28 protein-coding genes are annotated in these 24581 nt (G+C 70.0%); 21 read left to right on the top strand and 7 right to left on the bottom strand.

The annotated features are described in order from the left end of the window. Positions 1-404 precede the first annotated feature (404 nt). Positions 405-878, top strand: coding sequence for an HIT family protein (locus ACYVE7_RS08720; protein WP_460364065.1), 474 nt, complete (start codon positions 405-407; stop codon positions 876-878). A 30-nt stretch (positions 879-908) separates the two neighbouring features. Beyond that, entirely contained in the window at positions 909-1280 is a 372-nt protein-coding gene (locus ACYVE7_RS08715) for a thiol-disulfide oxidoreductase DCC family protein (protein WP_460364064.1), read from the top strand. On the opposite strand, the gene ACYVE7_RS08710 is transcribed toward ACYVE7_RS08715, so the two are convergent. Both ACYVE7_RS08710 and ACYVE7_RS08705 read right to left on the bottom strand, forming a co-directional pair. Beyond that, positions 1277-2062, bottom strand: a complete 786-nt coding sequence (locus ACYVE7_RS08710; RefSeq protein WP_460364063.1) for a polysaccharide deacetylase family protein — start codon at positions 2060-2062, stop codon at positions 1277-1279. The two genes, ACYVE7_RS08715 and ACYVE7_RS08710, sit on opposite strands and share 4 nt — an antisense overlap. 109 nt (positions 2063-2171) lie before the next feature. Continuing rightward, complete coding sequence (locus tag ACYVE7_RS08705; protein WP_460364062.1) at positions 2172-4295, bottom strand: elongation factor G-like protein EF-G2; 2124 nt, start codon at positions 4293-4295, stop codon at positions 2172-2174. A 195-nt stretch (positions 4296-4490) separates the two neighbouring features. Between ACYVE7_RS08705 and pgsA the strand changes: the two genes are divergently transcribed. The 18 genes from pgsA (at position 4491) to ACYVE7_RS08615 (ending at position 21317) form a co-directional block, all read left to right on the top strand. Then, positions 4491-5111 (top strand): phosphatidylinositol phosphate synthase, encoded by a 621-nt coding sequence (gene pgsA, locus ACYVE7_RS08700; protein WP_460364061.1) that lies wholly within the window; start codon positions 4491-4493, stop codon positions 5109-5111. Beyond that, positions 5108-6058, top strand: coding sequence for a phosphatidylinositol mannoside acyltransferase (locus ACYVE7_RS08695; protein ID WP_460364060.1), 951 nt, complete (start codon positions 5108-5110; stop codon positions 6056-6058). The genes pgsA and ACYVE7_RS08695 overlap by 4 nt, the downstream gene beginning before the upstream one ends. Next, the gene (locus tag ACYVE7_RS08690; RefSeq protein ID WP_460364059.1) at positions 6055-7200 is read left to right on the top strand and encodes a glycosyltransferase family 4 protein; all 1146 of its coding nucleotides are present in this window, start codon (positions 6055-6057) and stop codon (positions 7198-7200) included. Before ACYVE7_RS08695 ends, ACYVE7_RS08690 begins: the two co-directional genes overlap by 4 nt. Beyond that, positions 7200-7721, top strand: a complete 522-nt coding sequence (locus tag ACYVE7_RS08685; RefSeq protein WP_460364058.1) for a hypothetical protein — start codon at positions 7200-7202, stop codon at positions 7719-7721. The genes ACYVE7_RS08690 and ACYVE7_RS08685 overlap by 1 nt, the downstream gene beginning before the upstream one ends. An 89-nt stretch (positions 7722-7810) precedes the next feature. Then, positions 7811-8851 carry a DUF3048 domain-containing protein gene (locus ACYVE7_RS08680; RefSeq protein ID WP_460364057.1) on the top strand — a complete coding sequence of 347 codons (1041 nt, stop codon included), beginning with the start codon at positions 7811-7813 and terminating at the stop codon, positions 8849-8851. A gap of 133 nt (positions 8852-8984) precedes the next feature. Further along, on the top strand, positions 8985-9899 hold the full coding sequence (pdxS, locus tag ACYVE7_RS08675; RefSeq protein ID WP_460364056.1) for a pyridoxal 5'-phosphate synthase lyase subunit PdxS: 915 nt from the start codon (positions 8985-8987) through the stop codon (positions 9897-9899). A gap of 129 nt (positions 9900-10028) precedes the next feature. After that, positions 10029-10640: a DUF6928 family protein gene (locus ACYVE7_RS08670; RefSeq protein WP_460364055.1), complete on the top strand. Its 612-nt coding sequence runs from the start codon at positions 10029-10031 to the stop codon at positions 10638-10640. A 69-nt stretch (positions 10641-10709) separates the two neighbouring features. Beyond that, complete coding sequence (gene pdxT, locus ACYVE7_RS08665) at positions 10710-11345, top strand: pyridoxal 5'-phosphate synthase glutaminase subunit PdxT (RefSeq protein ID WP_460364054.1); 636 nt, start codon at positions 10710-10712, stop codon at positions 11343-11345. Positions 11346-11349: 4 nt separating this feature from the next. After that, positions 11350-12108: a YebC/PmpR family DNA-binding transcriptional regulator gene (locus ACYVE7_RS08660; protein ID WP_460364053.1), complete on the top strand. Its 759-nt coding sequence runs from the start codon at positions 11350-11352 to the stop codon at positions 12106-12108. Between the two features lie 94 nt (positions 12109-12202). Next, positions 12203-12727, top strand: a complete 525-nt coding sequence (ruvC, locus tag ACYVE7_RS08655; RefSeq protein WP_460364052.1) for a crossover junction endodeoxyribonuclease RuvC — start codon at positions 12203-12205, stop codon at positions 12725-12727. After that, on the top strand, positions 12724-13332 hold the full coding sequence (gene ruvA, locus ACYVE7_RS08650) for a Holliday junction branch migration protein RuvA (protein WP_460364051.1): 609 nt from the start codon (positions 12724-12726) through the stop codon (positions 13330-13332). Before ruvC ends, ruvA begins: the two co-directional genes overlap by 4 nt. Next, positions 13329-14381 carry a Holliday junction branch migration DNA helicase RuvB gene (ruvB, locus tag ACYVE7_RS08645; protein ID WP_460364050.1) on the top strand — a complete coding sequence of 351 codons (1053 nt, stop codon included), beginning with the start codon at positions 13329-13331 and terminating at the stop codon, positions 14379-14381. The genes ruvA and ruvB overlap by 4 nt, the downstream gene beginning before the upstream one ends. Before the next feature lie 167 nt (positions 14382-14548). Further along, on the top strand, positions 14549-14899 hold the full coding sequence (gene yajC, locus ACYVE7_RS08640) for a preprotein translocase subunit YajC (protein WP_460364049.1): 351 nt from the start codon (positions 14549-14551) through the stop codon (positions 14897-14899). Positions 14900-14929: 30 nt separating this feature from the next. Beyond that, positions 14930-16684 carry a protein translocase subunit SecD gene (gene secD / locus ACYVE7_RS08635; RefSeq protein WP_460364048.1) on the top strand — a complete coding sequence of 585 codons (1755 nt, stop codon included), beginning with the start codon at positions 14930-14932 and terminating at the stop codon, positions 16682-16684. Further along, positions 16684-17796, top strand: a complete 1113-nt coding sequence (secF, locus tag ACYVE7_RS08630; RefSeq protein ID WP_460364047.1) for a protein translocase subunit SecF — start codon at positions 16684-16686, stop codon at positions 17794-17796. The genes secD and secF overlap by 1 nt, the downstream gene beginning before the upstream one ends. A gap of 84 nt (positions 17797-17880) precedes the next feature. Beyond that, positions 17881-18402 carry an adenine phosphoribosyltransferase gene (locus ACYVE7_RS08625; RefSeq protein ID WP_460364046.1) on the top strand — a complete coding sequence of 174 codons (522 nt, stop codon included), beginning with the start codon at positions 17881-17883 and terminating at the stop codon, positions 18400-18402. A gap of 345 nt (positions 18403-18747) precedes the next feature. After that, a complete protein-coding gene (locus ACYVE7_RS08620) occupies positions 18748-20925 on the top strand; it encodes a RelA/SpoT family protein (RefSeq protein WP_460364044.1) in 2178 nt (725 codons plus the stop codon). After that, positions 20925-21317, top strand: coding sequence for a VOC family protein (locus tag ACYVE7_RS08615; protein WP_460364043.1), 393 nt, complete (start codon positions 20925-20927; stop codon positions 21315-21317). The genes ACYVE7_RS08620 and ACYVE7_RS08615 overlap by 1 nt, the downstream gene beginning before the upstream one ends. A gap of 5 nt (positions 21318-21322) precedes the next feature. Here ACYVE7_RS08615 and ACYVE7_RS08610 read toward each other — a convergent pair whose 3' ends face one another. Genes ACYVE7_RS08610 through ACYVE7_RS08595 form a run of 4 tightly spaced genes read right to left on the bottom strand, consistent with a single transcriptional unit; the run spans position 21323 to position 23304 of the window. Next, complete coding sequence (locus ACYVE7_RS08610) at positions 21323-21868, bottom strand: pyridoxamine 5'-phosphate oxidase family protein (protein WP_460364042.1); 546 nt, start codon at positions 21866-21868, stop codon at positions 21323-21325. A gap of 4 nt (positions 21869-21872) precedes the next feature. Continuing rightward, positions 21873-22340, bottom strand: a complete 468-nt coding sequence (locus ACYVE7_RS08605) for a MarR family winged helix-turn-helix transcriptional regulator (protein WP_460364041.1) — start codon at positions 22338-22340, stop codon at positions 21873-21875. Then, positions 22327-22956 carry a type 1 glutamine amidotransferase family protein gene (locus ACYVE7_RS08600; RefSeq protein WP_460364040.1) on the bottom strand — a complete coding sequence of 210 codons (630 nt, stop codon included), beginning with the start codon at positions 22954-22956 and terminating at the stop codon, positions 22327-22329. The genes ACYVE7_RS08605 and ACYVE7_RS08600 overlap by 14 nt, the downstream gene beginning before the upstream one ends. A 51-nt stretch (positions 22957-23007) precedes the next feature. Beyond that, on the bottom strand, positions 23008-23304 hold the full coding sequence (locus ACYVE7_RS08595) for a hypothetical protein (RefSeq protein WP_460364039.1): 297 nt from the start codon (positions 23302-23304) through the stop codon (positions 23008-23010). Positions 23305-23390: 86 nt separating this feature from the next. On the opposite strand from ACYVE7_RS08595, the gene ACYVE7_RS08590 reads away from it, so the two are divergent. Continuing rightward, entirely contained in the window at positions 23391-24173 is a 783-nt protein-coding gene (locus ACYVE7_RS08590; protein ID WP_460364038.1) for an endonuclease/exonuclease/phosphatase family protein, read from the top strand. On the opposite strand, the gene ACYVE7_RS08585 is transcribed toward ACYVE7_RS08590, so the two are convergent. Next, on the bottom strand, positions 24137-24581 hold a 445-nt coding region (locus tag ACYVE7_RS08585; protein ID WP_460364037.1), incomplete at its 5' end, for a class I SAM-dependent methyltransferase. The two genes, ACYVE7_RS08590 and ACYVE7_RS08585, sit on opposite strands and share 37 nt — an antisense overlap.

Raw genomic sequence — 24581 nt, 5'->3', positions numbered from 1 at the left:
CGGCCGGTGCGCTCGCGGCGCCGCCCGGCCCGCCGACGGGCGGTGCGGGGAAGAAGGGCATGGACGGCCCGAGCCCCGGCCGGTGCTCGCCCCCGCCTCCGTTGCCGGAGTACGGGTGGTCCAGATCGGTCATTGCGGAATCCTCACTCGCCTGGGCCGCTGCTGCGGTTCCCATCTTGGCGGAGACCGCGTCCCGTCCGCCGGAAGAGTCCATATTTAAGGTCCTTTGTACTTAAATCTTCATCGGGCAGCCCCCTGACAGGACCCGCAGCCGATGAATCTATCCTGATCGAGGCCGACGAGAGAGCGAGGACGTGACTGTGGGTGTCGAGGGTTCGGATCCGGTAGTGCAGGTTGGCGTGGGTTCGTCCGACAACTTCCAACGGCTGTGGACCCCCGAGCGGATGGCGTACATCAAGGGCGAGAACAAGCCGACGGGCTCGGGGCCAGGTGACGGCTGCCCGTTCTGCGACATCCCCAAGGGCGGCGACGAGGAGGGCCTGATCGTCCGCAGGGGCGCCTCGGTCTTCGCGGTCCTCAACCTCTACCCGTACAACGCGGGACATCTGCTGATCTGCCCCTACCGGCACGTCGCCGACTACACCGAGCTCGACGAGGCCGAGACCGTGGAGCTCGCCCGCTTCACCCAGGCGGGCCTGTCGGCGCTGCGCAAGGCGAGCGGCGCGCAGGGCTTCAACGTGGGCATGAACCTCGGCCACGCGGCGGGCGCGGGGATCGCCGCGCATCTCCACCAGCACATCGTGCCCCGCTGGGGCGGCGACACCAACTTCATGCCGGTCGTCGGCCGCACGAAGGTCCTGCCGCAGCTCCTGGCCGACACCCGCGCCCTCATCGCCGAGGCGTGGCCCGGTTCTTGAACGCGTTCAACACAGGCGTAGAGTCGGAGCATGAGAACACGCCCCCTGCTCGTTTTCGACGGTGACTGCGGCTTCTGCACCACCTCGGTGACGTTCCTGGAAAAGCACCTCGACCCGGACGCCGACGTCGTGGCCTGGCAGTTCACCGATCTCGACGCCCTGGGCACCACCGCCGAGCGCGCCGCCCACGAACTCCTCTGGATCCGCCCCGACGGACGGATCTTCGGCGGCGCCCAGGCCGTCGCGGCGCTGCTCCGCGCCCAGGGCCGGTTCTGGTGGCCGGTCGGCGGGGTGCTGGCCGTCCCGCCGGTGCGCTGGCTCGCCCACGGTCTCTACCGGCTGATCGCGAACAACCGGCACCGGCTGCCCGGCGGCACCCCGCTCTGCGCGATCCGCCGCTAGCGGGGCCGCGCGGCCCGCAGCTCGGACACGGTGACGAACTCGAACCCCTTCGCCCGCAGATTGGCGATCATCGGACGAAGGTTGTTCAGGGCCACGAGCCGGTCGGGGTTGCCGGTGTCGTGGGCCAGCAGGATCGTGCCGGGGACCGTCTCGTTGGTGATGTACTCCACGAGCTGCCGCGGCTGCTTCTCGAAGGTCTTCTCCAGCATCTTGACCGACCACAGCACCAGGTCGTACCCCATCCGCCCCGCGGCCGAGACCGTGGTGCCGCCGAGATGGCCGAACGGCGGCCGCGCGATCCGGGCCTCCTTGCCGAGGATCCGGTGGAACGCCTCGTGGGCCCGCGCGAACTGCCGGTAAGCCTGCTCGTCGGTCATCATCGCCAGGTCGGCGTGGTTCCAGGTGTGGTTGCCGACCTCGTGCCGGTCCATCCGGCCGGCGATCAGCGCCGCGTTGGCCGCCAGCCGCTCGCCGACCAGCATGAACGTCGCCTTGACCTTCGTCTCGTCCAGGATGTCGTGGACCATCGGGGTCCAGTTGGGCATCGGCCCGTCGTCGAAGGTCAGCGCCACGAGCTTCTGTGCCGTGTCGACCGCGAACACCACGTCCACATGGCCGGACGCCGGCCGCCACGCCCCCGCCGTCGGCACGGCCATCGCCGACACCGGCGCCTTGTTCCGCTCGGCGAGGTGCTTCACGCCGAGCGTCCCCGCGACACCGGCCGCCAGCCCGCCCCCGGCCAGACCGGCCCCCTTGAGGAGGCCGCGGCGGCTCGTTCTCATGCCTTTCTCATCGGCGGAAGGCTCGGCGGGTGGTTCACTGGAGGGTTGGGTTTCGGTCACGACGGAAAAGGCTACCCGCGCCCCGGGGGAGACGCGGGCAGGCGGGACGTCAGGCGGTGATCTTGCCTGCGAGATGTGACGGCAGCGGCTCGTACCGCAGGAACGCGCGGTGGAAGGTGCCCGTCCCGTGCGACATCGACCGCAGATCGATGCTGTACCTGGCCATCTCCAGGCCGGGCACCTCGGCCTTGATCAAGGTCCGGCCCCCGGCGACGGTCGCGGAACCGAGCACCCGCCCGCGCCGTCCCGACAGATCCGACATGACGGGCCCGACATGCTCGTCCGGCACCAGCACCGCCACCTCGTCGACGGGCTCCAGCAGCAGCACCGGCACCTTGGCGGCCGCGTCCTTGACGGCCAGGGCCCCGGCCGTCTGGAAGGCCATGTCGCTGGAGTCCACCGCGTGGGCCTTGCCGTCGTGCAGGGTCACCTTCAGATCGACCAGCGGATACCCGGCCGACACCCCCCGCGTCATCTGGGTCCGCACCCCCTTCTCCACCGACGGGATGAACTGGCGCGGCACCACCCCGCCGACGATCCGGTCCACGAACTCGAACCCCGCGCCGGGCGGCAGCGGCTCCACCGTGATCCGGCAGATGCCGAACTGGCCGTGCCCGCCGCTCTGCTTCACATGCCGGCCGAGCCCCTCCGCTGCCCCGCCGAAGGTCTCCCGCAGCGCCACCCGCAGCTCGACGGTCTCCACCTCGACGCAGTACCGGGTGCGGAGCCGGTCGAGCAGGACGTCCGCGTGCGCCTCGCCCAGGCACCACAGGACGAGCTGCCTGGTCTCTGAATTGTTCTCCAGCCGGAGCGTGGGATCCTCGGCGACCAGCCGGTTGAGCGCCTGGCCCAGCTTGTCCTCGTCGGCCTTGGAGACCGCGTTGATCGCGACGGGCAGCAGCGGCTCCGGCATGGTCCACGGAGCCATGAGCAGCGGCCGGTCCACGGCCGAGATCGTGTCGCCGGTCTCGGCGCGCACCAGTTTGGCGACCGCGCAGACATCGCCCGCCACGCAAGCGTCCATCGGCCGCTGGGTCTTGCCGAGCGGCGAGGTGATCGCGCCGATCCGCTCGTCGACGTCATGGTCGGCATGGCCGCGGTCGGCGAGCCCGTGCCCCGACACATGGACGGTCAGATCCGGCCGCAGAGTCCCGGAGAACACCCTGACCAGGGAGATCCTGCCCACATAAGGGTCCGAGACCGTCTTGATCACCTCGGCGAGCAGCGGCCCGTCCGGATCGCAGGCCAGCCCCGCCACCTCCACGCCGTCAATGGTCGTGACGGGCGGCAGCGGATGCTCCAACGGCGACGGGAACGCCTGCGTGACGACCTCCAGCAGCTCCGCCATCCCCACGACGGTCCCCCCGGACACCCCATGCGGGACGGCCGTCGCCAGCACCGGATACAGCCCGCCCGCCGCGACAGCCCGCTCCAGATCGGCGATCAGCTCCGCCGCGTCCAGCTCCCCACCCGCCACATACCGGTCCATCAGCGACTCGTCTTCGGACCCCTCGATGATCCCCTCGATCAGCGCAGCCCGCTCCCCGGCCGACAGCTCCACGAGCGCCGCATCCGGCGCCCGCTCCACCCGGCGCCCCGACCCGTAGTCGTAGAACCGCTCCGACAACAACCCCACCAACCCGCCGCCCACCGGCAGATACAACGGCACCACCCCACCGCCGAACGCCCCCCGGCACTCCGCCAAAGCCCGCCCGAAATCCCCCCGCGCCAGATCGACCTTGGTGATGACGACGGCCCGCGGCATCCCCACCGCCGCACACTCCTCCCACAACATCCGCGTCAACCCATCGACACCATCGACCGCCGACACCACGAACAACGCCGCATCCGCACCCCGCAACCCCGCCCGCAAATCCCCCACGAAATCCGGATAACCCGGAGCATCCAGCAGATTGACCCGGACCCCGCCGAACTCGAACGGCGCCAACGCCAACCCCACCGACCGCCCCTGCCGCACCTCCACCTCATCGTGATCACAGACCGTCGAACCGTCCTCGACCCGCCCCGCCCGCTGCACCACCCCCGCCGCCACCAGCAGCGACTCCACCAAAGTCGTCTTCCCTGCCCCCGAATGACCCACCAACACCACATTCCGCACCCGCGCCGGCCGACCCGCCCCCACACCCCGGCCGACCCCGCTCCGCTCCGCCATGACGACGCCTCCTCCACATCGAGGGAGAATGTGAACACGCCCGCAAGTGACGGGCGTCACACCCGTCCCCCCCACCCTCCGCCCACCGGTTGCACTGGTCAAGGCCCGCAGGTCGGGGTGTGGTGCTTGCTACAGCTGGAATGACAGGTCGGGGCACTACGATGGCTTGGCCCTGATCTCGAAGTTTGGAACACGATGCTCAACCGCCTGCGGCCCGCGCTCTCGCGTGTGGTGACGCCGATCGGCAAGGCCCTCGCACGGACCGGAGTGACGCCCAACGTCATCACCGTCACCGGGACCGTCGGGGTGGCGACGGGCGCCCTCGTCTTCTACCCCCAGGGCGAGCTGTTCTGGGGAACCGTCGCGATCACGGCGTTCGTCTTCTTCGACATGTTCGACGGGGCGGTCGCCCGCGTCACCGGCAAGACCGGAGTGTGGGGCGCGTTCCTCGACTCCACCATGGACCGCGTCGGCGACGCCGCGATCTTCGCCGGGCTAATCATGTGGCTGACCAGCGACGCAGGCCGGGACACCCCGCTGGCCTACCTGGCGCTCTACTGCCTGGTGGCCGGAGTCGTCATCTCCTACGCCAAGGCGCGCGCCGAAGGCCTCGGCATGGAATGCAACGTCGGCATCGCCGAACGCTCCGAACGTCTGATCATCAGCCTGGTCGGCGTGGGCCTCGAAGGGCTCGGCGTCCCCTACGCGCTGTACACCGCGCTGATCCTGCTCGCGGTACTCAGCACGATCACCGTGGGCCAGCGGTTCAGCGTCGTCTACAAGCAGGCCACGGCCCGCACCGAGGAGACCGTGTGACCGACGTCAAGGCCCCGGCCGGAGACCTGCCCGAAAGCCCGGCCGTCAAGGCCCCCGGCGTGAAGGAACTCGCCGCCGACAAGGCGTACGCGATCGGCTGGTCCCTGGTGAAGCGGCTGCCGGAGCCGGTCACCCGGCGGGTCTTCGCGAAGATCGCCGACCGGACGTGGAAGCAGCACGGCAAGGGCGTCCGGCAGCTCGAACGCAACCTCGCCCGCGTCCTCGGCACCGCACCCGACGCCCCCGAGGTGCGCGCGCTCAGCCGCAAGGCGATGCGCTCCTATCTGCGGTACTGGCTGGAGACCTTCCGGCTGCCGGTGCTCAGCGAGCGCAGGATCTGCGACGGGATGCACGTCACGGGCCACGAGCAGATCCACGCGGCCGTCGCCGCGGGCCGCGGCGTCGTCCTCGCGCTGCCCCACATGGGCAACTACGACCACGCCGGCGCGTGGCTCGTCTACGAGGGCCATCCGCTGGTCACCGTCGCGGAGCGGCTGAAGCCCGAATCGCTCTTCGAACGGTTCGTGGCCTACCGCGAATCCCTCGGATTTGAGATCCTTCCCCTGACGGGCGGAAGCGCCTCGTCGTTCGGGATCCTCGCCCGGCGGCTGCGCGAGCGCAGGGTGATCTGCCTCGTCGCCGACCGCGACCTCACCTCGACCGGGGTGGAGGTCGAGTTCTTCGGCGCGACGGCCCGGATGCCGGGCGGGCCCGCCGCCCTCGCCGTGCAGACCGGCGCGGCGCTGCTGCCGGTGACGCTGTGGTTCGACGGAGACGACTGGGGGGCCCGTGTCCACGCCGAAGTCCCGCTGCCCGAGCAGGGCGCCAGGCCCGAGAAGATCAAGACGATGACGCAGGCGGTGGCCGACGCGTTCGCCGAGGGCATCGCCGCCCACCCCGAGGACTGGCACATGCTCCAAAAGGTGTGGGTGGAGGATCTGAGTTGAGGATCGGCATCGTCTGCCCGTACACGTGGAACGTGCCGGGCGGCGTCCAGCAGCACATCCGTGATCTGGCCGAGGCGCTGATCGCGCTCGGCCACGAGGTCTCGGTGATCACCCCCGCCGACGACGACGCCCCGCTGCCCTACTACGTGGTCTCGGCCGGACGCGCCGTGCCCGTCCCCTACAACGGCTCCGTCGCCCGGCTGTCGTTCGGGTTCCTGTCCGCGGGCAGGGTCCGCCGCTGGATCCGCGAGGGCGAGTTCGACGTCCTGCACATCCACGAGCCGGCCGCGCCGAGCCTCGGCCTGCTGGCCTGCTGGGCCGCCGACGGCCCGATCGTGGCGACCTTCCACGCGTCCTACGAGCGGTCCCGCGCGGTCAGCGTGTCCGCGCCGATCCTGCAGAGCGCACTGGAGAAGATCACCGCCCGGATCGCGGTGTCGGAGGCCGCCAGGAACACCCTCGTGGAGCATCTGGGCGGCGACGCCGTGCTGATCCCCAACGGCGTCACCACCGAGCGGTATGCGATGGCCGAGCCGCTGCCCGGCTGGCAGCGCAGGAACGGCGAGTCGGGCGGGACTCAGGCGCTGGGCTTCCTCGGCCGGATCGACGAGCCGCGCAAGGGCCTTCCGGTGCTGCTCAAGGCGTTCGAGATCCTCGGCAGGGAGCGTCCGGGGCTCCGGCTGCTGATCGCCGGTCCCGGCGACGTCGACGACGCCCTGGCCCGGGTCTCGCCGGAGCTGCGCGACAGGGTCGTGATCCTCGGGATGGTCTCGGAGGACGACAAGGTCCGCGCCTACCATTCCGTCGACGCGTTCGTCGCGCCGAACCTGGGCGGCGAGTCGTTCGGGATCGTGCTGACGGAGGCGATGTCGGCGGGCGCCCCGATCCTGGCCAGCGACATCGAGGCGTTCAGCCGGGTCCTGCAGGAGGGCCGCGCGGGCGTCCTGTTCCCGGTCGGCGACGCCGAGGCCCTGGCCCGCGCCGCGGGCGACCTGCTCGACGACCCGGCCCGGCGCAAGCTCCTGTCGGCGGAGGCCAGATCGGCGGTGCGCGCCTACGACTGGTCGACGGTCGCCCGCGACGTCCTGCGGGTCTATGAGACGGTCGTCGACCACTCCGGCGTTGTGGAGTCGGCTTCCTGATGGGCCTCGTCGATCTGCTGTTCTGGCTGGGGATCCTGTTCCTGCTGGGCACCTACATCTCCTGGCGCGCGGGCCGGCTCGACCGGCTGCACGCCCGTGTCGACCTGGCCAAGGCCGCCCTGGACGCCGCCCTGGTGCGCCGTGCGGCCGTCTCGCTCGAGCTCGCGGCGTCGCGGCTGCTCGATCCGGCGACCAGCCTCGTCCTGGCGACGGCGGCGCACCAGGCCCGCACCGCCGACCCCGACGGCCGCGAGTTCGCCGAGTCTGATCTGTCGCGGGCGCTGCGCGCGGTCGTCCACCAGCCGGAGTTCCGGATCACGATCGAGGAGAAGTCCAACGGCCACTCCCTGATCGAGGAGCTGGACGCCGCCGCCCAGAAGGTCGCCTTCGCGCGCCGCTTCTACAACGACGCCGTCTCGGCGACGAGGATCGCCCGCCGCAGGCTGCTGGCCAGGTTCCTGCCGCTCGCCGGCCGGGCGCCGATGCCCGAGTTCTTCGAGATCGACGACGTCGCGCCCTGAGCTCCGGCTCGTGGGGCCGTTCCTCCGTCGATGCCGTAATTCCGATAGGTTCGTCCGGATCCATGGCTCGGGGCGAAGGGAACCTCTCGGTGGAAGCACTGTCGCGGCGGACGTTCACGATCACCCTGGCGGGGTTGGCCGCGGGGGCCGCGGGCTGCTCCTCGGACGACAAGTCGCCCGGCGGCGGCCAGAGCCCGCCCTCCGCTGACGGCGCCGTCACGCCCAGCCCCACCAAGACCGGGATCGACTACCACCCCTTCACCGGCAAGCAGAAGGGCCGCCGCAACCGGGTCCTCGCCGTGAAGATCGACAACACCCGGCCGGCCCATCCCCAGGAAGGGCTCCGCTCCGCCGACATCGTCTATGTCGAGCAGGTCGAGGGCGGCGAGACCAGGATCATGGCGATCTTCTCCTCGACCTACCCCAAGCGCGTCGGACCGGTCCGCAGCGCCCGCATCTCCGACCTGCACATCCTCCGCCAGTTCGGCAAGCCCGCCCTGGCCTTCTCGGGCGTGCAGAGCAAGATGAAGCCCCTGATCCGCAAGGCGCCGCTGTACGACATCTCCCAGGACAACGGCGGCAGCGCCTACTACCGCTACTCCGGCGGCAAGCCCGGCGGGCGCAGCGCCCCCTACAACCTGTTCGGTGACGTCAAGGGCTTCCTCCGGCAGGCGCCGAGGGCCAGCAGGCCCAAGGACATCGGTTTCCGCTTCGGCGAGGCCCCCGAGGGCGGCAAGCCGCTCAAGCAGTTCACCGCCCGCTGGCCCGCCGAGAAGCTGACCTTCACCTGGAGCGCCGCCCAGAAGCGCTGGCTGACCTCGCACAACGGGCAGCCGAACGTGGCCGTGGAGGGCGGGGTGCTCGGCGGGGAGACCGTCGTGATCCAGTTCGTGAAGACCAGCCGTTCCCGCTTCCACGACTTCCTGGGCTCCTACACGCCCTATCTGCACACCGTCGGCAAGGGCCGCGCCGTCGTCCTGCGCGACGGCAAGGCCTGGGAGTGCACCTGGTCGCGGCCGAGCGAGGACCACGGCACCACCTTCAAGACCAGGGCGGGCGAGCCCATGACCTTCGCGCCCGGCCAGGTCTGGGTGGCGATCGTCAACAACGGCAAGCCCTTCATCCCCTAGCCGGGGGCCTGGTGGACCGACCTGAACACCGCCTGTCCAGGGTGTAAAGGGATCCTGACCAGACCTGACACAGTGGCGGGTCGAGGACGGGGCTGAGCAGGGAATATCATGGAGTACGACATAGCCGTCGTCCGTGAGGAAAACACCCGTGACTTCTACCCCTGACAACGCCGTCGGCACCGCCCGCGTCAAGCGCGGTATGGCCGAGATGCTGAAGGGCGGGGTGATCATGGACGTGGTCACGCCCGACCAGGCCAAGATCGCAGAAGACGCCGGTGCGGTCGCCGTCATGGCCCTCGAGCGTGTCCCCGCCGACATCCGGGTCGAGGGCGGCGTCTCCCGCATGTCCGACCCCGACATGATCGACGGCATCATCGAGGCCGTCTCCATTCCGGTCATGGCCAAGGCGCGTATCGGCCACTTCGTCGAGGCCCAGGTCCTGCAGTCCCTCGGCGTCGACTACATCGACGAGTCCGAGGTCCTGACCCCGGCCGACTACGTCAACCACATCGACAAGTGGGCCTTCACCGTCCCCTTCGTCTGCGGCGCCACCAACCTGGGCGAGGCCCTGCGCCGGATCACCGAGGGCGCGGCCATGATCCGCTCCAAGGGCGAGGCGGGCACCGGCGACGTCTCCAACGCCACCACCCACATGCGCAAGCTCCGCGACGACATCCGCCGGCTGTCCTCGCTGCCCGAGGACGAGCTGTACGTGGCGGCCAAGGAGCTCCAGGCCCCGTACGAGCTGGTCAAGGAGATCGCCCAGACCGGCAAGCTGCCGGTCGTCCTGTTCACCGCGGGCGGCATCGCCACCCCGGCCGACGCGGCGATGATGATGCAGCTCGGCGCCGAAGGCGTGTTCGTCGGCTCCGGCATCTTCAAGTCCGGCAACCCGGTCCAGCGCGCCGAGGCGATCGTCAAGGCCACCACGTTCTTCGACGACCCCGACGTCATCGCCAAGGTCTCCCGCGGCCTGGGCGAGGCCATGGTCGGCATCAACGTCGGCACCATGCCCGAGGCCGACAAGTTCGCCGGCCGCGGCTGGTAGCCGCGAGCCCCGGCGGTGCGGCCGCAAGTCAAGCACCGCATTCCCCTCCCGCTCGGCAGCGCCGAAAGTTACGCTGGCCCTGGCTGTTCCTAGGGGTGGGAATCTCAGCCAGTGAGGGGACAACGGGCTATGGGGTGGTCGGTCGCACTCGCGTGCGCGAGCAGCGGAGAGCCCGGGCGGATCTTCCGTCCCGGGCTCGTCCTCGACGCGCCCGCGGCGCTTGACCTCGCGCGGCGGCTGTATCCGGCGGCGATGGTCGAGGAGACCGGCGACACCGTGCTGGACTTCGCGCTCTGGCCCTACCAGGACGAGGTCTTCATCGGCGCCTACCCCGACGCCCTGGTCGTCTGCGACCGGCGGCTGTTCTGCCTGGACGACGAGGCACGGCACGTCGCGGACTCGATCGCCGCGGCGCTGCCCGACGCCGACTGCGGCGTCCTGGTCCTGCACACCATGGTCGGCGGCTGCTGGTTCCGCTGGTACTCCCGCGGCGTGCTGAAACGCGACGTCTATGTGACGGCCGAGGACGGTGTCGTCGTCGACCAGGGGGAGCGGCTCGACGTCGAACTCCCGTACTGGAAGCCGATCGACGGGGGAGCGCCCGACGTGCCGCTCCCGTTCGACCAGGAGCAGTTCGGCCTGGATCTGGCCCGGCAGCTCTTCGGCCGGGATCTCGCCGACCGCGGGGAGGACGGTTTCCTCCCGCTGGAACTGCCGCTGCGCCGGTTCCGCCTCGGATAGGGGAAGATCACGGGGCGCGCGGAGCGTTCTAGACTTCACCCATCCGCGTGTTTCGAAAGGTCCTTTTCCTTGTCTGTCGTCATCGGAGTCCTCGCCCTGCAGGGCGACGTCCGCGAGCACGCCCGCGCCCTGGAGGCCTGCGGCGCGCAGACGGTCAACGTCCGGCGGGCGTCCGAGCTCGAGCAGATCGACGGCCTGGTCATCCCCGGCGGCGAGTCGACCGCCATGTGGAAGCTGATGCGCGCGTTCGACCTGCTGGAGCCGCTGCGCAAGCGGATCGAGGGCGGGCTGCCCGCCTACGGCTCCTGCGCCGGCATGATCCTGCTGGCGGACCGGATCGTCGACGGCATGAACGGCCAGGAGACCATCGGCGGCATCGACATGACCGTCCGGCGCAACGCCTTCGGCCGTCAGGTCGACTCTTACGAGTCCACGATCGAGTTCGCGGGCGCCCCCCTGGAGGCGGTCTTCATCCGCGCGCCGTGGGTGGAATCGGTCGGCGAGGGCGTGGAAATCCTCGGACGAGTGGAGTCCGGCGGCCGTGCCGACGCTATCGGGGCCGGTAGGATCGTCGCGGTTCGGCAGGGCCGGCTGATGGCCACCGCCTACCACCCTGAACTCACCGGGGACCACGGTGTCCACCGGTATTTTGTTGATCTTGTTCGAGAGTCGGCCGCGGCCGGCGAGTCGAAGGACGAGGAGTAACTGCATGTCCGGGCATTCCAAATGGGCGACCACCAAGCACAAGAAGGCGGCCCTGGACGGCAAGCGGAGCAAGCTCTTCGCCAAGCTGATCAAGAACATCGAGGTCGCGGCCCGGGTCGGCGGCCCCGACCCCGACTCCAACCCCACCCTCTTCGACGCCATCTACAAGGCCAAGAAGAACTCGGTGCCCAACGACAACATCGAGCGCGCCCGCAAGCGCGGCGGCGGCCTCGAGGCCGGCGGCGCCGACTGGCAGACGATCATGTACGAGGGCTACGGCCCCAACGGCGTCGCTGTGCTGATCGAGTGCCTCACCGACAACCGCAACCGCGCCGCCTCCGAGGTGCGCGTCGCGCTGACCCGCAACGGCGGCTCGCTCGCCGACCCGGGCTCGGTGTCGTACATGTTCAACCGCAAGGGCATCGTGATCGTGCCCAAGACGGGCACCACCGAGGACGACCTGATGCTCGCCGCGCTGGACGCCGGCGCCGAGGACGTCAACGACCTGGGCGAGAACTTCGAGGTCGTCTCCGAGGCCGGTGACCTCCTCCCGGTCCGCAAGGCCATCCAGGACGCCGGGATCGACTACGAGTCGGCCGAGTCCTCGTTCCTGCCGACCATGCAGATCGAGCTGGACGCCGACGGCGCCCGCAAGGTCTTCAAGCTGATCGACGCCCTCGAGGACAGCGACGACGTCCAGAACGTCTGGGCGAACTTCGATCTCCCCGACGACGTCGCCGCCGAGCTCGAAGCGGACGACTAGGCCCAGCTCCGCCGCCGCGCCGTACGCCCTTGTGGTGTGCGGCGCGGTAGGGTTTTCGCGAACAAACGTTCTAGCGATCTTCAGGGAGCGGCCCGTGCGGGTGCTGGGAGTGGACCCGGGGCTGACCAGGTGCGGGGTCGGGGTCGTCGACGGGACGGCCGGTTCTCCGCTCACCCTGGTGCACGTCGGAGTGATCCGCACGGGGGCCGACGAGGAGCTGGCGCTCCGGCTGGTGGGGATCGAGCGCGGTATCGAGGCCGTCCTGGACGAGTTCGCGCCCGAGGCCGTCGCGGTGGAGCGGGTGTTCGCCCAGCACAACGTGTCGACGGTGATGGGCACGGCGCAGGCCGCGGGGATCGCGTTGCTGTGCGCTGCGCGGCGCGGGCTGCCCGTGGCGCTGCACACGCCGAGCGAGGCCAAGGCCGCGATCACCGGCAGCGGCCGGGCCGACAAGGCCCAGGTCGCGATGATGGTCACGCGCCTGCTGCGGCTGAAGGAGGCGCCCAGGCCCGCCGACGCCGCCGACGCGCTGGCCTTGGCCATCTGTCATGTGTGGCGCGGGGGAGCGGTCTCCAGGCTCGCCCTCGCCCAGCAGAAGTACCGGAGGGGTGGGGCATGATCGCCTTCGTCAGGGGCCGGGTCGAGGCGACCGGGCCCGACCAGGCCGTCGTCGAGGTCGGCGGGGTGGGTCTCGCGCTGCTGTGCGCGCCGGGCACCCTCGCCGGGCTGAAGGTCGGAGAGGAGGCCAGGCTGGCCGCCTCGCTGGTGGTGCGCGAGGACTCCCTCACCCTGTTCGGCTTCGCCAGCGACGACGAGAAGCTGATGTTCGAGCTGGTGCAGTCGGCCAGCGGTGTCGGCCCCAAGGTCGCCCTGGCCATGGTCGCGACCCACTCGCCCAACGCGATCCGCCGCGCCGTCGCCACCGGCGACAGCAAGGCGCTCACCCTGGTGCCGGGGATCGGCCCCAAAGGCGCCCAGAAGATCATCTTGGAGTTGAAGGACAAGCTGGGGCTGCCCACGGGCGGCGCTGAGGAGCTGCCGGTGCCGCGCCAGCGCGTCCAGCCGTGGAAGGAGCAGGTCGCGGCGGGCCTGCAGAGCCTCGGCTGGCCCGCCCGCGAGGCCGAACTGGCCGTCGCCGCCGTGGCCGACGAGCTGGACGGCGAGGAAGTGCCGCCGATCCCCGAACTGCTGAAGTCGGCGCTGCGTAAGCTGAGCCGCCCGTGAACGAGGAGCGGCTGGTCTCCGGCGAGGCCTGGATCGAGGACAACGCGGTCGACAACGCGCTGCGCCCCAAGAAACTGGACGATTTCGTCGGGCAGGAAAGAGTCCGCGAGCAGCTCTCGCTCGTCCTGCACAGCGCGCTGCGCCGCGGCCGCACCCCGGACCACGTGCTGCTGTCGGGCGGGCCCGGCCTCGGCAAGACCACCCTGGCGATGATCATCGCGGCGGAGCTGGGCAAGCCGCTGCGGATCACCAGCGGCCCCGCCATCGAGCGCGCGGGCGACCTGGCGGCCGTCCTGTCGACGCTGTCGGAGGGCGAAGTCCTGTTCCTGGACGAGATCCACCGGATGGCCCGCCCCGCCGAGGAGATGCTCTACCTCGCGATGGAGGACTTCCGGGTCGACGTCATCGTCGGGAAGGGCCCCGGCGCCACCGCGATCCCCCTGGACATCGCGCCGTTCACGCTGGTCGGCGCCACCACCCGCGCGGGGATGCTGCCGGGCCCGCTGCGCGACCGGTTCGGGTTCGTAGCACACATGGACTTCTACGACCCCGCCGAGCTGGAGATCATCGTCAAGCGCTCGGCGGGCCTGCTGGGCGTCCGGATCGACGACGAGGCCGCCGCCGAGGTCGCCTTCCGCTCCCGTGGCACGCCCCGTATCGCCAACCGGCTGCTCCGCCGCGTCCGCGACTACGCCGAGGTCAGAGCCGACGGCGCCGTCACCCGTGAGCTCGCCCGCAGCGCCCTGAAACTCTACGAGGTCGACGAGCAGGGCCTCGACCGCCTCGACCTGGCCGTCCTGCGTGCCCTGCTGACCAAGTTCGGCGGCGGCCCCGTCGGCCTGTCGACCCTGGCCGTCTCGGTGGGCGAGGAGCCGGAGACCGTCGAGGTGGTCGCGGAACCCTTCCTGGTCCGCCAGGGCCTGCTCGCCCGCACCCCCCGGGGCCGCATCGCCACGCCCGCCGCCTGGACCCACCTGGGCCTGACCCCACCGCACGTCCCGGGCCCGTCCACCGCCACCCTGTTCGACGTGACGCCCGACACGGACTAGCCTGCTGCACACGGTCCGGGTGGCCGGGAACTCCACGGCGCGCTGAATCGTCACGTCGTTGCCGGTGCGGTTCGCACTCTCTAAAATCCGGGACCGGCAACGAGCCGAACCGATCTAGAAATCAGGACGTCATGATTCTCGCAGCCGAGTCGCAGGGCAATGCTCTTGTGTCTTTCCTTCCGCTGATCCTCATCGCGGTCGCGTTCTACTTCTTCTTGATCCGCCCGCAGAAGAAGCGCCAGCAGGACCAGCAGAAGATGCAGGCCAGCCTCGCGCCCGGCACGCGCATCGTCACCGCCGGCGGCATCTACGGCACCGTTCTCGACAACGACGAGGGCGACCTGCTCCTCGAGATCGCCGAGGGTGTCGAGATCCGGATCCTCGCGCAGGCCGTGATGAAGGTCGTCGAAGAGGTCGAACTGGTCGACGAAGAAGACGAAGGCGAGTCCGAGGACACTTCCGAGGACACGAACAACGTCGAGCTCGAGAAGACCGAGAAGACCGTCGACAAGGCCTGAACGGCCGACCAAGGGAAGAATTGACGACCAGTGGCGCCTAACAAAAACGTCCCCAACCCGGTGCGCACGCTGCTCACACTCCTCGGAGTGATGGCCGTGCTCACCGCTGTGATGTTCATTCAGGGGCATCCGACCCCGAAGCTCGGGCTCGACCTCGCCGGCGGCACGACGGTCACGCTGACCGCCGAGACCGCGGCCGGTAAGGCGGCGCCAGAGGCACAGATGAACGAGGCGGTGAAGATCATCCGCGACCGTGTGAACGGCAGCGGACTCACCGACGTCGACGTCCACAAGGAAGGCGACAACCAGATCGTCGTCTCCGTGCCCGGCAACGAGACGGAGACCAAGGAGATCGTCGACCTGGTCAGCACCGCGGCGCAGATGCAGTTCCGCCAGGTGCTGGTCACCGCGCCGGCCGCCGCCTCCGCGGCGATCCTCCCGACGCCGACCGCCAGCGGCAGCGCGTCGCCGAAGCCCTCGGCCTCCGCCGCTCCGTCCGCCTCCGCGTCCCCGAGCGCGTCCAGCACGGCGAAGAACCGGGCCCTTTCGGAGGCGTTCGCCGCCCCGACCCCCACCCCCTCCAAGAGCGCTTCCCCCAAGGCGACGACCAGTGCCTCGGTCCCGCCGGCCGCCGTCGAGGACGGCCTGAACTACAGCAAGGTGACCGACAAGCAGGTCGTCGAGCTGTTCAAGAACACCACCTGCAAGGCGGGCCCGCCCGGCGAGCAGGTGAAGGGTGCGTCCGACGAGAAGGCCAAGTTCGTGGTCGCCTGTGACGTCGAGGGCAACGAGAAGTTCATCCTCGGCCCGACCAGGATCCTCGGCACCGAGGTGTCGGACGCCAACGCGCAGGCCCCCGACCTGCAGAACAACATCAACGGCTGGCAGGTCGCCCTGGCGTTCAAGGGCAAGGGCGGCGAGGAGTTCGGCAACCTGACCAAGGAGGCCGCCGCGGCCTACGCGACGGGCGCCGGTACCCCCGAGTCGCGGATCGCGATCGTCCTGGACGGCCGTGTGGTCTCCGCTCCCGAGATCAACCAGGGCGCCATCCTCGGCGGCCAGGCCACGATCTCCGGTGGCGCCAGCTTCACCGAGGACTACGCCAGGAACCTCGCGCAGTCCCTGAAGTACGGTGCGCTGCCGATCCAGTTCCCCGAGGCTCTGCGGACGACCGACAAGATCTCCTCGTCCCTCGGCGCCGACCAGCTCCGCGGCGGCCTGATCGCCGGTGCGATCGGTCTCGGCCTGGTCGTGCTCTACTGCCTGTTCTACTACCGGGCGCTCGGCGTCGTCGCGGTGGCCTCGCTGGCCGTCGCGGCCGCGATGACCTACGTCTCGGTGGTCATCCTCGGCGAGAACATCGGGTTCCGGCTCTCGCTGCCGCACATCATCGGTCTGATCGTCTCGATCGGTATCACCGCGGACTCGTTCATCGTCTACTTCGAACGCATCCGTGACGAGTTGCGCACGGGCCGTCCGCTGCGGCCGTCGGTCGAGGTGGCCTGGCAGCGGGCCCGCCGCACGATCATCGTCGCGGACGCGGTGACGTTCCTCGCGGCGCTGGTCCTGTACTTCCTCGCCGTCGGCGGGGTCAAGGGCTTCGCGTTCGCGATGGGCCTCACGACCCTGATCGACGTGATCGTGGTCTTCTTCTTCACCAAGCCGTTGGTCGCGCTGCTGGCGCGCCGGGACTTCTTCGCCAAGGGCCACAAGCTCTCCGGCCTCGACTCCCACCGGCTCTCCAAGCCGACTCCGGTCGCCCGACTGAAGCGCCAGGAGGTCTGATGTCCAGCGGAATGCTCCAGCGGTTCGTCAAGGGCGAGCTGTCTGCCAACATCGTCGGCCGGCCGAAGCTCTGGTACGCGATCTCCGGCGGTCTGATCATCTTCTCGATCCTGGGTCTGATGATCCGGGGCCTGAACCCGGGCGTCGAGTTCACCGGCGGCACGGTCTTCACGATCGAGTCCTCGGCGGCCTCGATCAGCCAGGCGCACGACGTGGTGGCGCCGAAGCTGCCGCCCGGCGACGAGGCGATCATCCAGGAGACCGGCAAGAACATCCGGATCACCACCGGTTCGCTGACCAACGCGCAGCAGGCCGAGGTCACCGAGGCGCTCTCCCAGGAGCTGAAGATCCCGTCCGCGGAGATCAGCGCCCAGTCGGTCGGTTCCTCCTGGGGTAAGGACGTCACCCAGAAGGCCTGGCAGGCCCTGATCGTCTTCATGATCCTGATCGTGGCCTATCTGGCGGTGGTGTTCGAGTGGCGGATGGCCGTCGCGGCGATCGTCGCCCTGGTCCACGACCTGATCATCACGGCGGGCATCTACGCCTGGTCGGGTTTCCAGGTCACCCCGGCGACACTGCTCGGCTTCCTGACGATCCTCGGTTACTCGCTCTACGACGCCGTCGTCGTGTTCGACATGATCAAGGAAGTCACCAAGCCGCTCAACGAGAAGTCGAAGATCACCTACAGCACCGCCGCCAACCAGGCGCTCAGCAGCACCCTGGTGCGTTCGCTGAACACCTCGCTGGTCGCGATCCTGCCGGTGGCCTCGATCCTCTTCATCGGCACGATCTTCCTCGGGGCGGGCACGCTCAAGGACCTGTCGCTGTCGCTTTTCGTCGGCATGATCGTCGGCACCTACTCCTCGATCTGTGTGGCGACCCCGCTGCTGGTCCAGCTCAAGGAGCGGGAGCCGATGTACAAGGAGCTCGCGGCCAACGTGGCGCGGCGGGCCGAGCGCAAGGGCGCGGACGACGACACCGAGGACGGCGCGGAGGAGGAGGCACCGTCGGGTGCCACCGCCGCCGCGGTCGCCGCCCCGGCGGGCAAGGCCGGTCCGACCGGGCCGCGCAACCAGCCCAAGCGGGGCCCGCGCAGCAACCGGCGTCCCTAGGCGCGATCAGTTAAGTGCGATCATCGAAGGTGTGCACGATCCGTGTGATCGTGCACACCTTCGCCGTTTGACGGAGGTAGGAACGTGGCGCTGCGGCAGCTCATCGACGGACTGGTCAGGGACGTCCCCGACTATCCGAAACCCGGGATCGTCTTCAAGGACATCACCCCTCTTCTGGCCGATCACGACGGGTTCGCCGCCGTGATCAAGGCGCTGGCCGACCACGCGCACGGCCCGATCGACAAGGTCGTCGGGCTGGAGGCGCGGGGGTTCATCTTCGCCGCGCCCGTCGCGCTGGCGCTCGGCGCCGGATTCGTTCCCGTCCGGAAATCCGGAAAGCTCCCATCAGAGACGTATGCGGCGACCTATGATCTGGAGTACGGCACCGCGACGATCGAGGTCCACCGGGACGCCTTCGCCCCCGGCGACAGGGTCCTGATCGTCGACGACGTGCTGGCGACCGGGGGCACCGCTGAGGCGGCCGTGTCGCTGGTGCGGCGGACAGGTGCAGAGGTGGCCGGTCTGAGCGTCCTGATGGAGCTGAGCTTCCTGAGCGGACGGGAACGGCTGGGGAATCTTCCCATCGAATCCCTTGTTACGGTCTGACATGGGCGAGGTATTCGGGCATCCCGCTGGGCGAGCCCGATAGACTAGGCCTTTAACCAGGGAATCGTTACGCGACGAGGAGGCTGGGTGCCCGGTGAGACGGCGGCGACGGAGATAGTCGCGGCGCAGACGGGTCCTGACGTGGAGACCGCTCCCGTGCCCTCGGCGCGCCCAACCGCCTCTTCGGATTCACCCGCCCCGCAGGAGCCCACGAAAGCGGACGATTCCGCGCCGGCCGCGCCGCGTCCGGCTGCCTCGTCGGGGGCGGCGCCGTCCTCGATTCCACCGTCCGCGGCACGTGTGCGCCGACGGCTGGCCCGGCTGGGCGCCCAGCGTGGACCCACTATGAACCCGGTGCTCGAACCCCTGATCAAGACGGTCAGGAACACCCATCCCAAGGCCGACGTCCGGCTGATCGAACGCGCCTATGACGTCGCGGCGCACTACCACCGCGACCAGAAGCGCAAGTCGGGCGACCCGTACATCACCCATCCGCTCGCCGTCACGACCATCCTGGCCGAGCTGGGCATGGCCACCGAGACCCTGTGCGCGGCCCTGCTCCACGACACCGTCGAGGACACCTCCTACACGCTGGAGGAGCTGCGCGGCGACTTCGGCGACGAGATCGCCGCCCTGGTCGACGGCGTCACCAAGCTCGACAAGGTCAAGTACGGCGAGGCGGCCGAGGCCGAGACGGTCCGCAAGATGGTCGTGGCGATGGCCCGCGACATCCGCGTTCTGGTGATCAAGCTCGCCGACCGGCTCCACAACATGCGCACGCTGCGCTACATGCCTCGCCACAAGCAGGAGAAGAAGGCCAGGGAGACCCTGGAGATCTTCGCTCCGCTGGCGCACCGGCTGGGCATGAACACGCTCAAGTGGGAGCTCGAGGACCTGGCGTTCGCCACCCTGTACCCCAAGCGGTTCGACGAGATCGCCCGGCTGGTCTCCGAACGCGCGCCCCGGCGTGACGTCTTCCTTCAGGAAGTGATCGAGAACGTCTCCGGCGACCTGCGCGAGGCCCGGATCAAGGCCACCGTCACCGGACGGCCCAAGCACTACTACTCGATCTACCAGAAGATGATCGCCCGCGACTGCTCGTTCGACGACATCTACGACCTGGTCGGCATCCGGGTCCTCGTCGACAGCGTCCGCGACTGCTATGCGGCGCTCGGCTCGATCCACGCGCGATGGAACCCCGTCCCCGGACGGTTCAAGGACTACATCGCGATGCCGAAGTTCAACATGTACCAGTCGCTGCACACCACCGTCATCGGGCCCGAGGGCAAGCCGGTCGAGCTGCAGATCCGCACCTGGGGGATGCACCGCCGCGCCGAGTACGGCGTCGCCGCGCACTGGAAGTACAAGGAGGAGACGGTCGGCGGGCGCAAGGCCGCCGACATGCAGTGGCTCCGCCAGCTCCTCGACTGGCAGAAGGAGACCGCCGACCCGGCCGAGTTCCTCGAGTCGCTCCGCTTCGACCTGTCGGTGTCGGAGGTCTTCGTCTTCACGCCCAAGGGCGACGTGATGGCGCTGCCGCAGGGCGCGACCCCGGTCGACTTCGCCTACGCCATCCACACCGAGGTCGGGCACCGTACCATCGGCGCCCGCGTCAACGGCCGGCTCGTCCCGCTGGAGTCGACGCTCGACAACGGCGACTCCATCGAGATCTTCACGAGCAAGGCACAGGACGCCGGGCCGTCGCGGGACTGGCTGGGCTTCGTCAAGTCCGCCCGGGCACGGAACAAGATCCGGCACTGGTTCTCTAAGGAACGCCGCGACACCGCGATCGAGTCCGGCAAGGAATCGATCGCCCGCGCGATGCGCAAGCAGAACCTGCCGCTCCAGCGGATGATGTCCGGTGAGGCGCTGCTCGCGCTCGCCCGCGACCTGCGTTACCCCGACGTGTCGTCGCTGTACGCGGCCGTCGGCGAAGGCCATATCGCCGCGCAGTCCGTGGTGCAGAAGCTCGTCCAGGCCCTCGGCGGGGTCGAGAGCGCCGAAGAGGACCTCGCGGAACTCGCCATCCCGACCAAGCGCCGGGCCCGGCGTGCGGGACCGGTCGGCGACCCCGGCGTGGTCGTGGCGGGCGACTCCGACGTGTGGGTGCGGTTGTCGCGCTGCTGCACGCCGGTGCCGGGCGACGAGATCGTCGGTTTCGTGACGCGCGGCAGCGGGGTCTCGGTGCACCGCACCAACTGTGTGAACGTCGAGGCGCTGAAGACCCAGCCCGACCGGCTCATCGACGTCAAATGGTCGCCGGGCGAGGACTCGGTCTTCCTGGTCGCGATCCAGGTCGAGGCCCTCGACAGGCCGCGGCTGCTGTCGGACGTCACCCGGGTGCTCTCCGACCACCACGTCAACATCCTGTCGGCGACGGTCGCCACCACCCGCGACCGGGTCGCCACCAGCCGCTTCACCTTCGAGATGGGCGACCCCAAGCATCTCGGTCACGTCCTCAAGGCCGTCCGCACCATCGACGGCGTCTACGACGTCTACCGCGTCAACAACGGCACGAGCTGATGCGTCTGGATCTGGTGACGCTCGTCGTGACGGACTACGACGCGGCGATCGCCTTCTTCACCGAGGCGCTCGGCTTCACCGTCGCCGAGGACTCGCCGTCCCTCACCAACGACGGACGTCCGAAGCGCTGGGTCGTCGTCCGCCCGCCCGGCGGCGGCACCGGACTGCTGCTGGCCCAGGCCGACGGCCCCGAGCAGGAGGCGGCCGTCGGCGACCAGACCGCGGGCCGGGTCGGTTTCTTCCTGCGCGTCGACGACTTCGCCGCCGCGCACGCCCGGATGCTCGGCCACGGAGTCGAGTTCCTGACCGAACCCCGCGCCGAGCCCTACGGGACGGTCGCGGTGTTCAAGGATCTTTCCGGCAACAAATGGGATCTGCTCGGCCCCGCCTGACCCGCTCAGCCGAGCGCGGGGAGCCCGTCGATGCTGGCGGTGTTCTTCTGGACGCGGTACTCGACCAGCTCCTCCGGGCTCTTCCGGCCGGCCCACTCCTTCAGCAGGTCGCGGGGAGCGGTGAGCTCCATGAACGGCACGGCGTAGCCGCAGGAGTCCGCGACCCGGTCGAGCTCCGCCACGATGATCGCCCGGACGCTCGGGTTGTCGGCGGGGAACAGCGCGGCCAGCTCGTCCCAGCCGGGCCCGCCGGGCAGGACCGCGCGTCCCGTCCCGTACAGCCGGAGGATCTTCGGGGACCGCTCGAACGAGCAGAACATGAACGTGATCCGCCCGTTGTCGCGCAGATGGGCGATGGTCTCGGCCCCTGATCCGTTCATGTCGAGGTAGGCGACGGTGCGGTCGTCGATGATCGCGAAGGTCTCGGTGTAGCCCTTGGGGGAGAGGTTCACATGGCCGCCCTCGGACGGCGCGGTGGCGACGAAGAACATCGGCTGCTGCTCGATGAACCGGCGCAGCCCGGCGTCGAGCTTTTCATAGATCTTGCCCATTCCGTCACGGTATCCGACTGGATGCCGGACTCTGTAGGTGGTCCATGGCCGCCGCGAGGTCCTGGACCGCGTGCATAATCTCCTCGAACCGCGCGATGCCCAGCACGTCGGTGAGCTGTTCGGCCAGCTCCCGGTGGCCGGGGTCGATCCGGGACACCGCCGCCCGGCCCTCGCCGGTGGGGGCGAGGAGCTTCGCGCGGGAGTGGGCCGGGTTCGGCCGGTACTCGGCCAGCCCCTTGTCGACCAGCAGATCGGCGACGCGCTGCACGCTCTGCCGGGTGATGCCCATGGCGCGGGCGATCCCGGCCACGGGCAGCGGTTCGCCCAGGACGGCCCCGAGCACCTGCCACCAGGCGGCCGGCAGCCCGGCCGGGCGGGCCAGCCGCTCGGACGCCTCGAGGAACTGGCCGTTCAGCCGGAAGACGGTCGGGGCCGTGCCCGACAGCAGCTCGGCGGGGTCAGTGCTCGCCACTGCCGGCCGCCATGAGGATCGGGAACGCGGAGGCGTCGGAGTGGGCGAACAGCCGGTACCAGGCGTCCAGGACTTCCGGGGTGTACAGGTCGAGCGTCGCGAAGATCTCGCGGGCGAACTCGGTCTGCGAGGTCGCGCCCGCGGTGATGACGCCCCCGTCGGTGACGGCCCCCTCCTCGCGATAGCGCGCGCCGCCCGCATACCCCGACGCCGCCAGATAGTCGGCGACGCTGCTGGTGTGGTCCCGGTCGTCCAGCAGCCCCTCGGCGGCCAGCCCGAACGTCGCCCCGCAGATCGCCGCGACCGGCACCCCCGCCTCGACGAACCGCCGGGCGGCCTTCGCGAACGCGGTGTTCCCGCCGAGGTCCCAGGTGTCCGCGCCGCCCAGGATCAGCATCGCGGAATCGGCCGGATCGAGCTCGTCGAGGGCGAGGTCGGGCACGACCCGCAGGCCGCCCATGGTCGTCACGGGCTCGGTGGTCGCTCCGACCGTCACGATCTCGTAGCGCCCCGGAGTGTGCTGGAAGTTCCCGTTCCTGATGTGGGCGACGGCGTGCCCGATCTCCCAGTCGGCGAGGGTGTCGTACAGGGCCACATGAACCTTCTCGATCTCCATAGACAGTATCCTGTCAAAACGACAGCATACTGTCAATCCCCTCGATCGAGCTCAGCAGCCGGGGGCAGGAGCGCTCGCCGGGAGGGCGGCGGCCACCTGGATCTCGGCTTGGTAGATGCCGGGCGCGTCCGGGTTGGCCTGGGTGCTGACCGCCTTCACGAACGCGCGGGTGTCGTTGGTGAGCCGTAGTCGGGCCGCAGCGCCTGGTGAGAATCCGCTCGGCCGGGTGAGCGCCTCGGTGACCGGGGCGCCCAGGAGATCCTCGAGCTCGTCGCGTAGCCATTCGGGCAGGTCGGGCCAGTCGATGCGTCGGCCCTGCGCGGGTGGTGCCACCTCGGGTTCGCTCATCGGGCCATGATCGCATCGGGCGGGGGACGGGCCGAAGGGGTTTTTGGGTCCGCGCTATCGTGTCGGCGGGGATGGAGGTGGGTCCGGTGGCTGTTCAGGCCGTGCGGCTGCTGACTTTCAACACGCTCTTCAAAGGTGCGGTCAGGGCTCGGATGGGGCTGCTCGGTGGGGTCCTCGCCGGGGAGGAGCATGACGTCGTCTGCCTGCAGGAAGTGCTCAGCCGAGGGAATCTGGCGTTGGCGGCCCGCTCGTTTCCGCACGTCGCCGTTTCGCCGGGGCCCGTCCCGCGCGGCGGGCTGGCGATCCTGTCCCGCTGGCCCGTCCAGGAGGTGCGGTTCGTTCGCTACCCCTGGAGGCGGCCGGTGCGCCCGGAATGGGCGATGCGCAAGGGTGTTCAGATCGTTCGGCTGACGCCGCCCGGCGGCGACGCCCTGTATGTGGCCAACACCCATCTGTCGGCCAACCGCGACGAGGTCTGGGCCGCGCCCAACCGGTACACCCGGCTCCAGGCCGTCGAGCTGGACCGGCTGGCGACGGCCCTGGAAGCACTCGACCCCGACGTCCCGCTGATCGTGGCGGGCGACTTCAACATCCCGCACGACGCGCCCGTGCTGGCGGGCTTCGCGGCGCGCCTCGGCCTGGTCGTGGCGGGCGGCACGGCTCGCGAACCGACCTTCCGGGGCACCTCGCTGGCGCTCGACCACCTCCTCACCAGGAACGCGCCGGTCACCTCCTTCGAGCGGCGGCTGGAGGCTCCGGTGCGGCCGCCGTCCGGCGAGCCCGTGCATCTGTCCGACCATCTGGCGCTGGCGGCGACCGTCGTGCCCGGAGGTCAGCCGAGCCTGCGCGCCCGGAGCACCGAGTCGTAGAGCGTCCGGTCATGACCGGGCGGACCCGCGACCGTGCGGGTGGGGGAGTCGGTGGTGATCGACCAGGTGGACGGGTCGAGCGTCGCCGCGAGCTCCTCCGCCGTGACGTGCACCTGCGGCTCACCGTGCCCGTGTCCGTGCCCATGGCCGTGCGGAGGCGGGCGGTGATCGACGATCAGCAGGATTCCGCCGGGCGCGACGGCGGCCGCCAGCCGCCGCGACAGATCGTCGCGCGGACCGGCCGGGTGGACGTAGTGCGCCGTGACGAGCCCGAAGCGACCGGCCGGGGGAGTCCAGGACGTCAGATCCGCCTCGATCCAGTCGATTCCGGCCGCGGCGGCGGGCTCCAGCCGTGCGGCCTGCTCGCGCGCGCGGTCCAGGGCCGCGCCGGCGATGTCGACGGCCGTG

Source organism: Actinocorallia lasiicapitis (genome assembly GCF_054778695.1).
The sequence above is the reverse complement of the archived record's forward strand: the minus strand, read 5'-3'. Positions and strand labels throughout refer to the sequence as shown.

Bases quoted from the DNA above. Each gene is read 5' to 3' on its own strand.
- ACYVE7_RS08720 (WP_460364065.1), top strand. From the start codon at position 405: ATGGCGTACATCAAGGGCGAGAACAAGCCGACGGGCTCGGGGCCAGGT.
- ACYVE7_RS08715 (WP_460364064.1), top strand. From the start codon at position 909: ATGAGAACACGCCCCCTGCTCGTTTTCGACGGTGACTGCGGCTTCTGC.
- ACYVE7_RS08710 (WP_460364063.1), bottom strand. From the start codon at position 2,062: ATGAGAACGAGCCGCCGCGGCCTCCTCAAGGGGGCCGGTCTGGCCGGG.
- ACYVE7_RS08705 (WP_460364062.1), bottom strand. From the start codon at position 4,295: ATGGCGGAGCGGAGCGGGGTCGGCCGGGGTGTGGGGGCGGGTCGGCCG.
- pgsA (WP_460364061.1), top strand. From the start codon at position 4,491: ATGCTCAACCGCCTGCGGCCCGCGCTCTCGCGTGTGGTGACGCCGATC.
- ACYVE7_RS08685 (WP_460364058.1), top strand. From the start codon at position 7,200: ATGGGCCTCGTCGATCTGCTGTTCTGGCTGGGGATCCTGTTCCTGCTG.
- ACYVE7_RS08670 (WP_460364055.1), top strand. From the start codon at position 10,029: ATGGGGTGGTCGGTCGCACTCGCGTGCGCGAGCAGCGGAGAGCCCGGG.
- ACYVE7_RS08660 (WP_460364053.1), top strand. From the start codon at position 11,350: ATGTCCGGGCATTCCAAATGGGCGACCACCAAGCACAAGAAGGCGGCC.
- ruvA (WP_460364051.1), top strand. From the start codon at position 12,724: ATGATCGCCTTCGTCAGGGGCCGGGTCGAGGCGACCGGGCCCGACCAG.
- secF (WP_460364047.1), top strand. From the start codon at position 16,684: ATGTCCAGCGGAATGCTCCAGCGGTTCGTCAAGGGCGAGCTGTCTGCC.
- ACYVE7_RS08620 (WP_460364044.1), top strand. From the start codon at position 18,748: ATGAACCCGGTGCTCGAACCCCTGATCAAGACGGTCAGGAACACCCAT.
- ACYVE7_RS08615 (WP_460364043.1), top strand. From the start codon at position 20,925: ATGCGTCTGGATCTGGTGACGCTCGTCGTGACGGACTACGACGCGGCG.
- ACYVE7_RS08610 (WP_460364042.1), bottom strand. From the start codon at position 21,868: ATGGGCAAGATCTATGAAAAGCTCGACGCCGGGCTGCGCCGGTTCATC.
- ACYVE7_RS08600 (WP_460364040.1), bottom strand. From the start codon at position 22,956: ATGGAGATCGAGAAGGTTCATGTGGCCCTGTACGACACCCTCGCCGAC.
- ACYVE7_RS08595 (WP_460364039.1), bottom strand. From the start codon at position 23,304: ATGAGCGAACCCGAGGTGGCACCACCCGCGCAGGGCCGACGCATCGAC.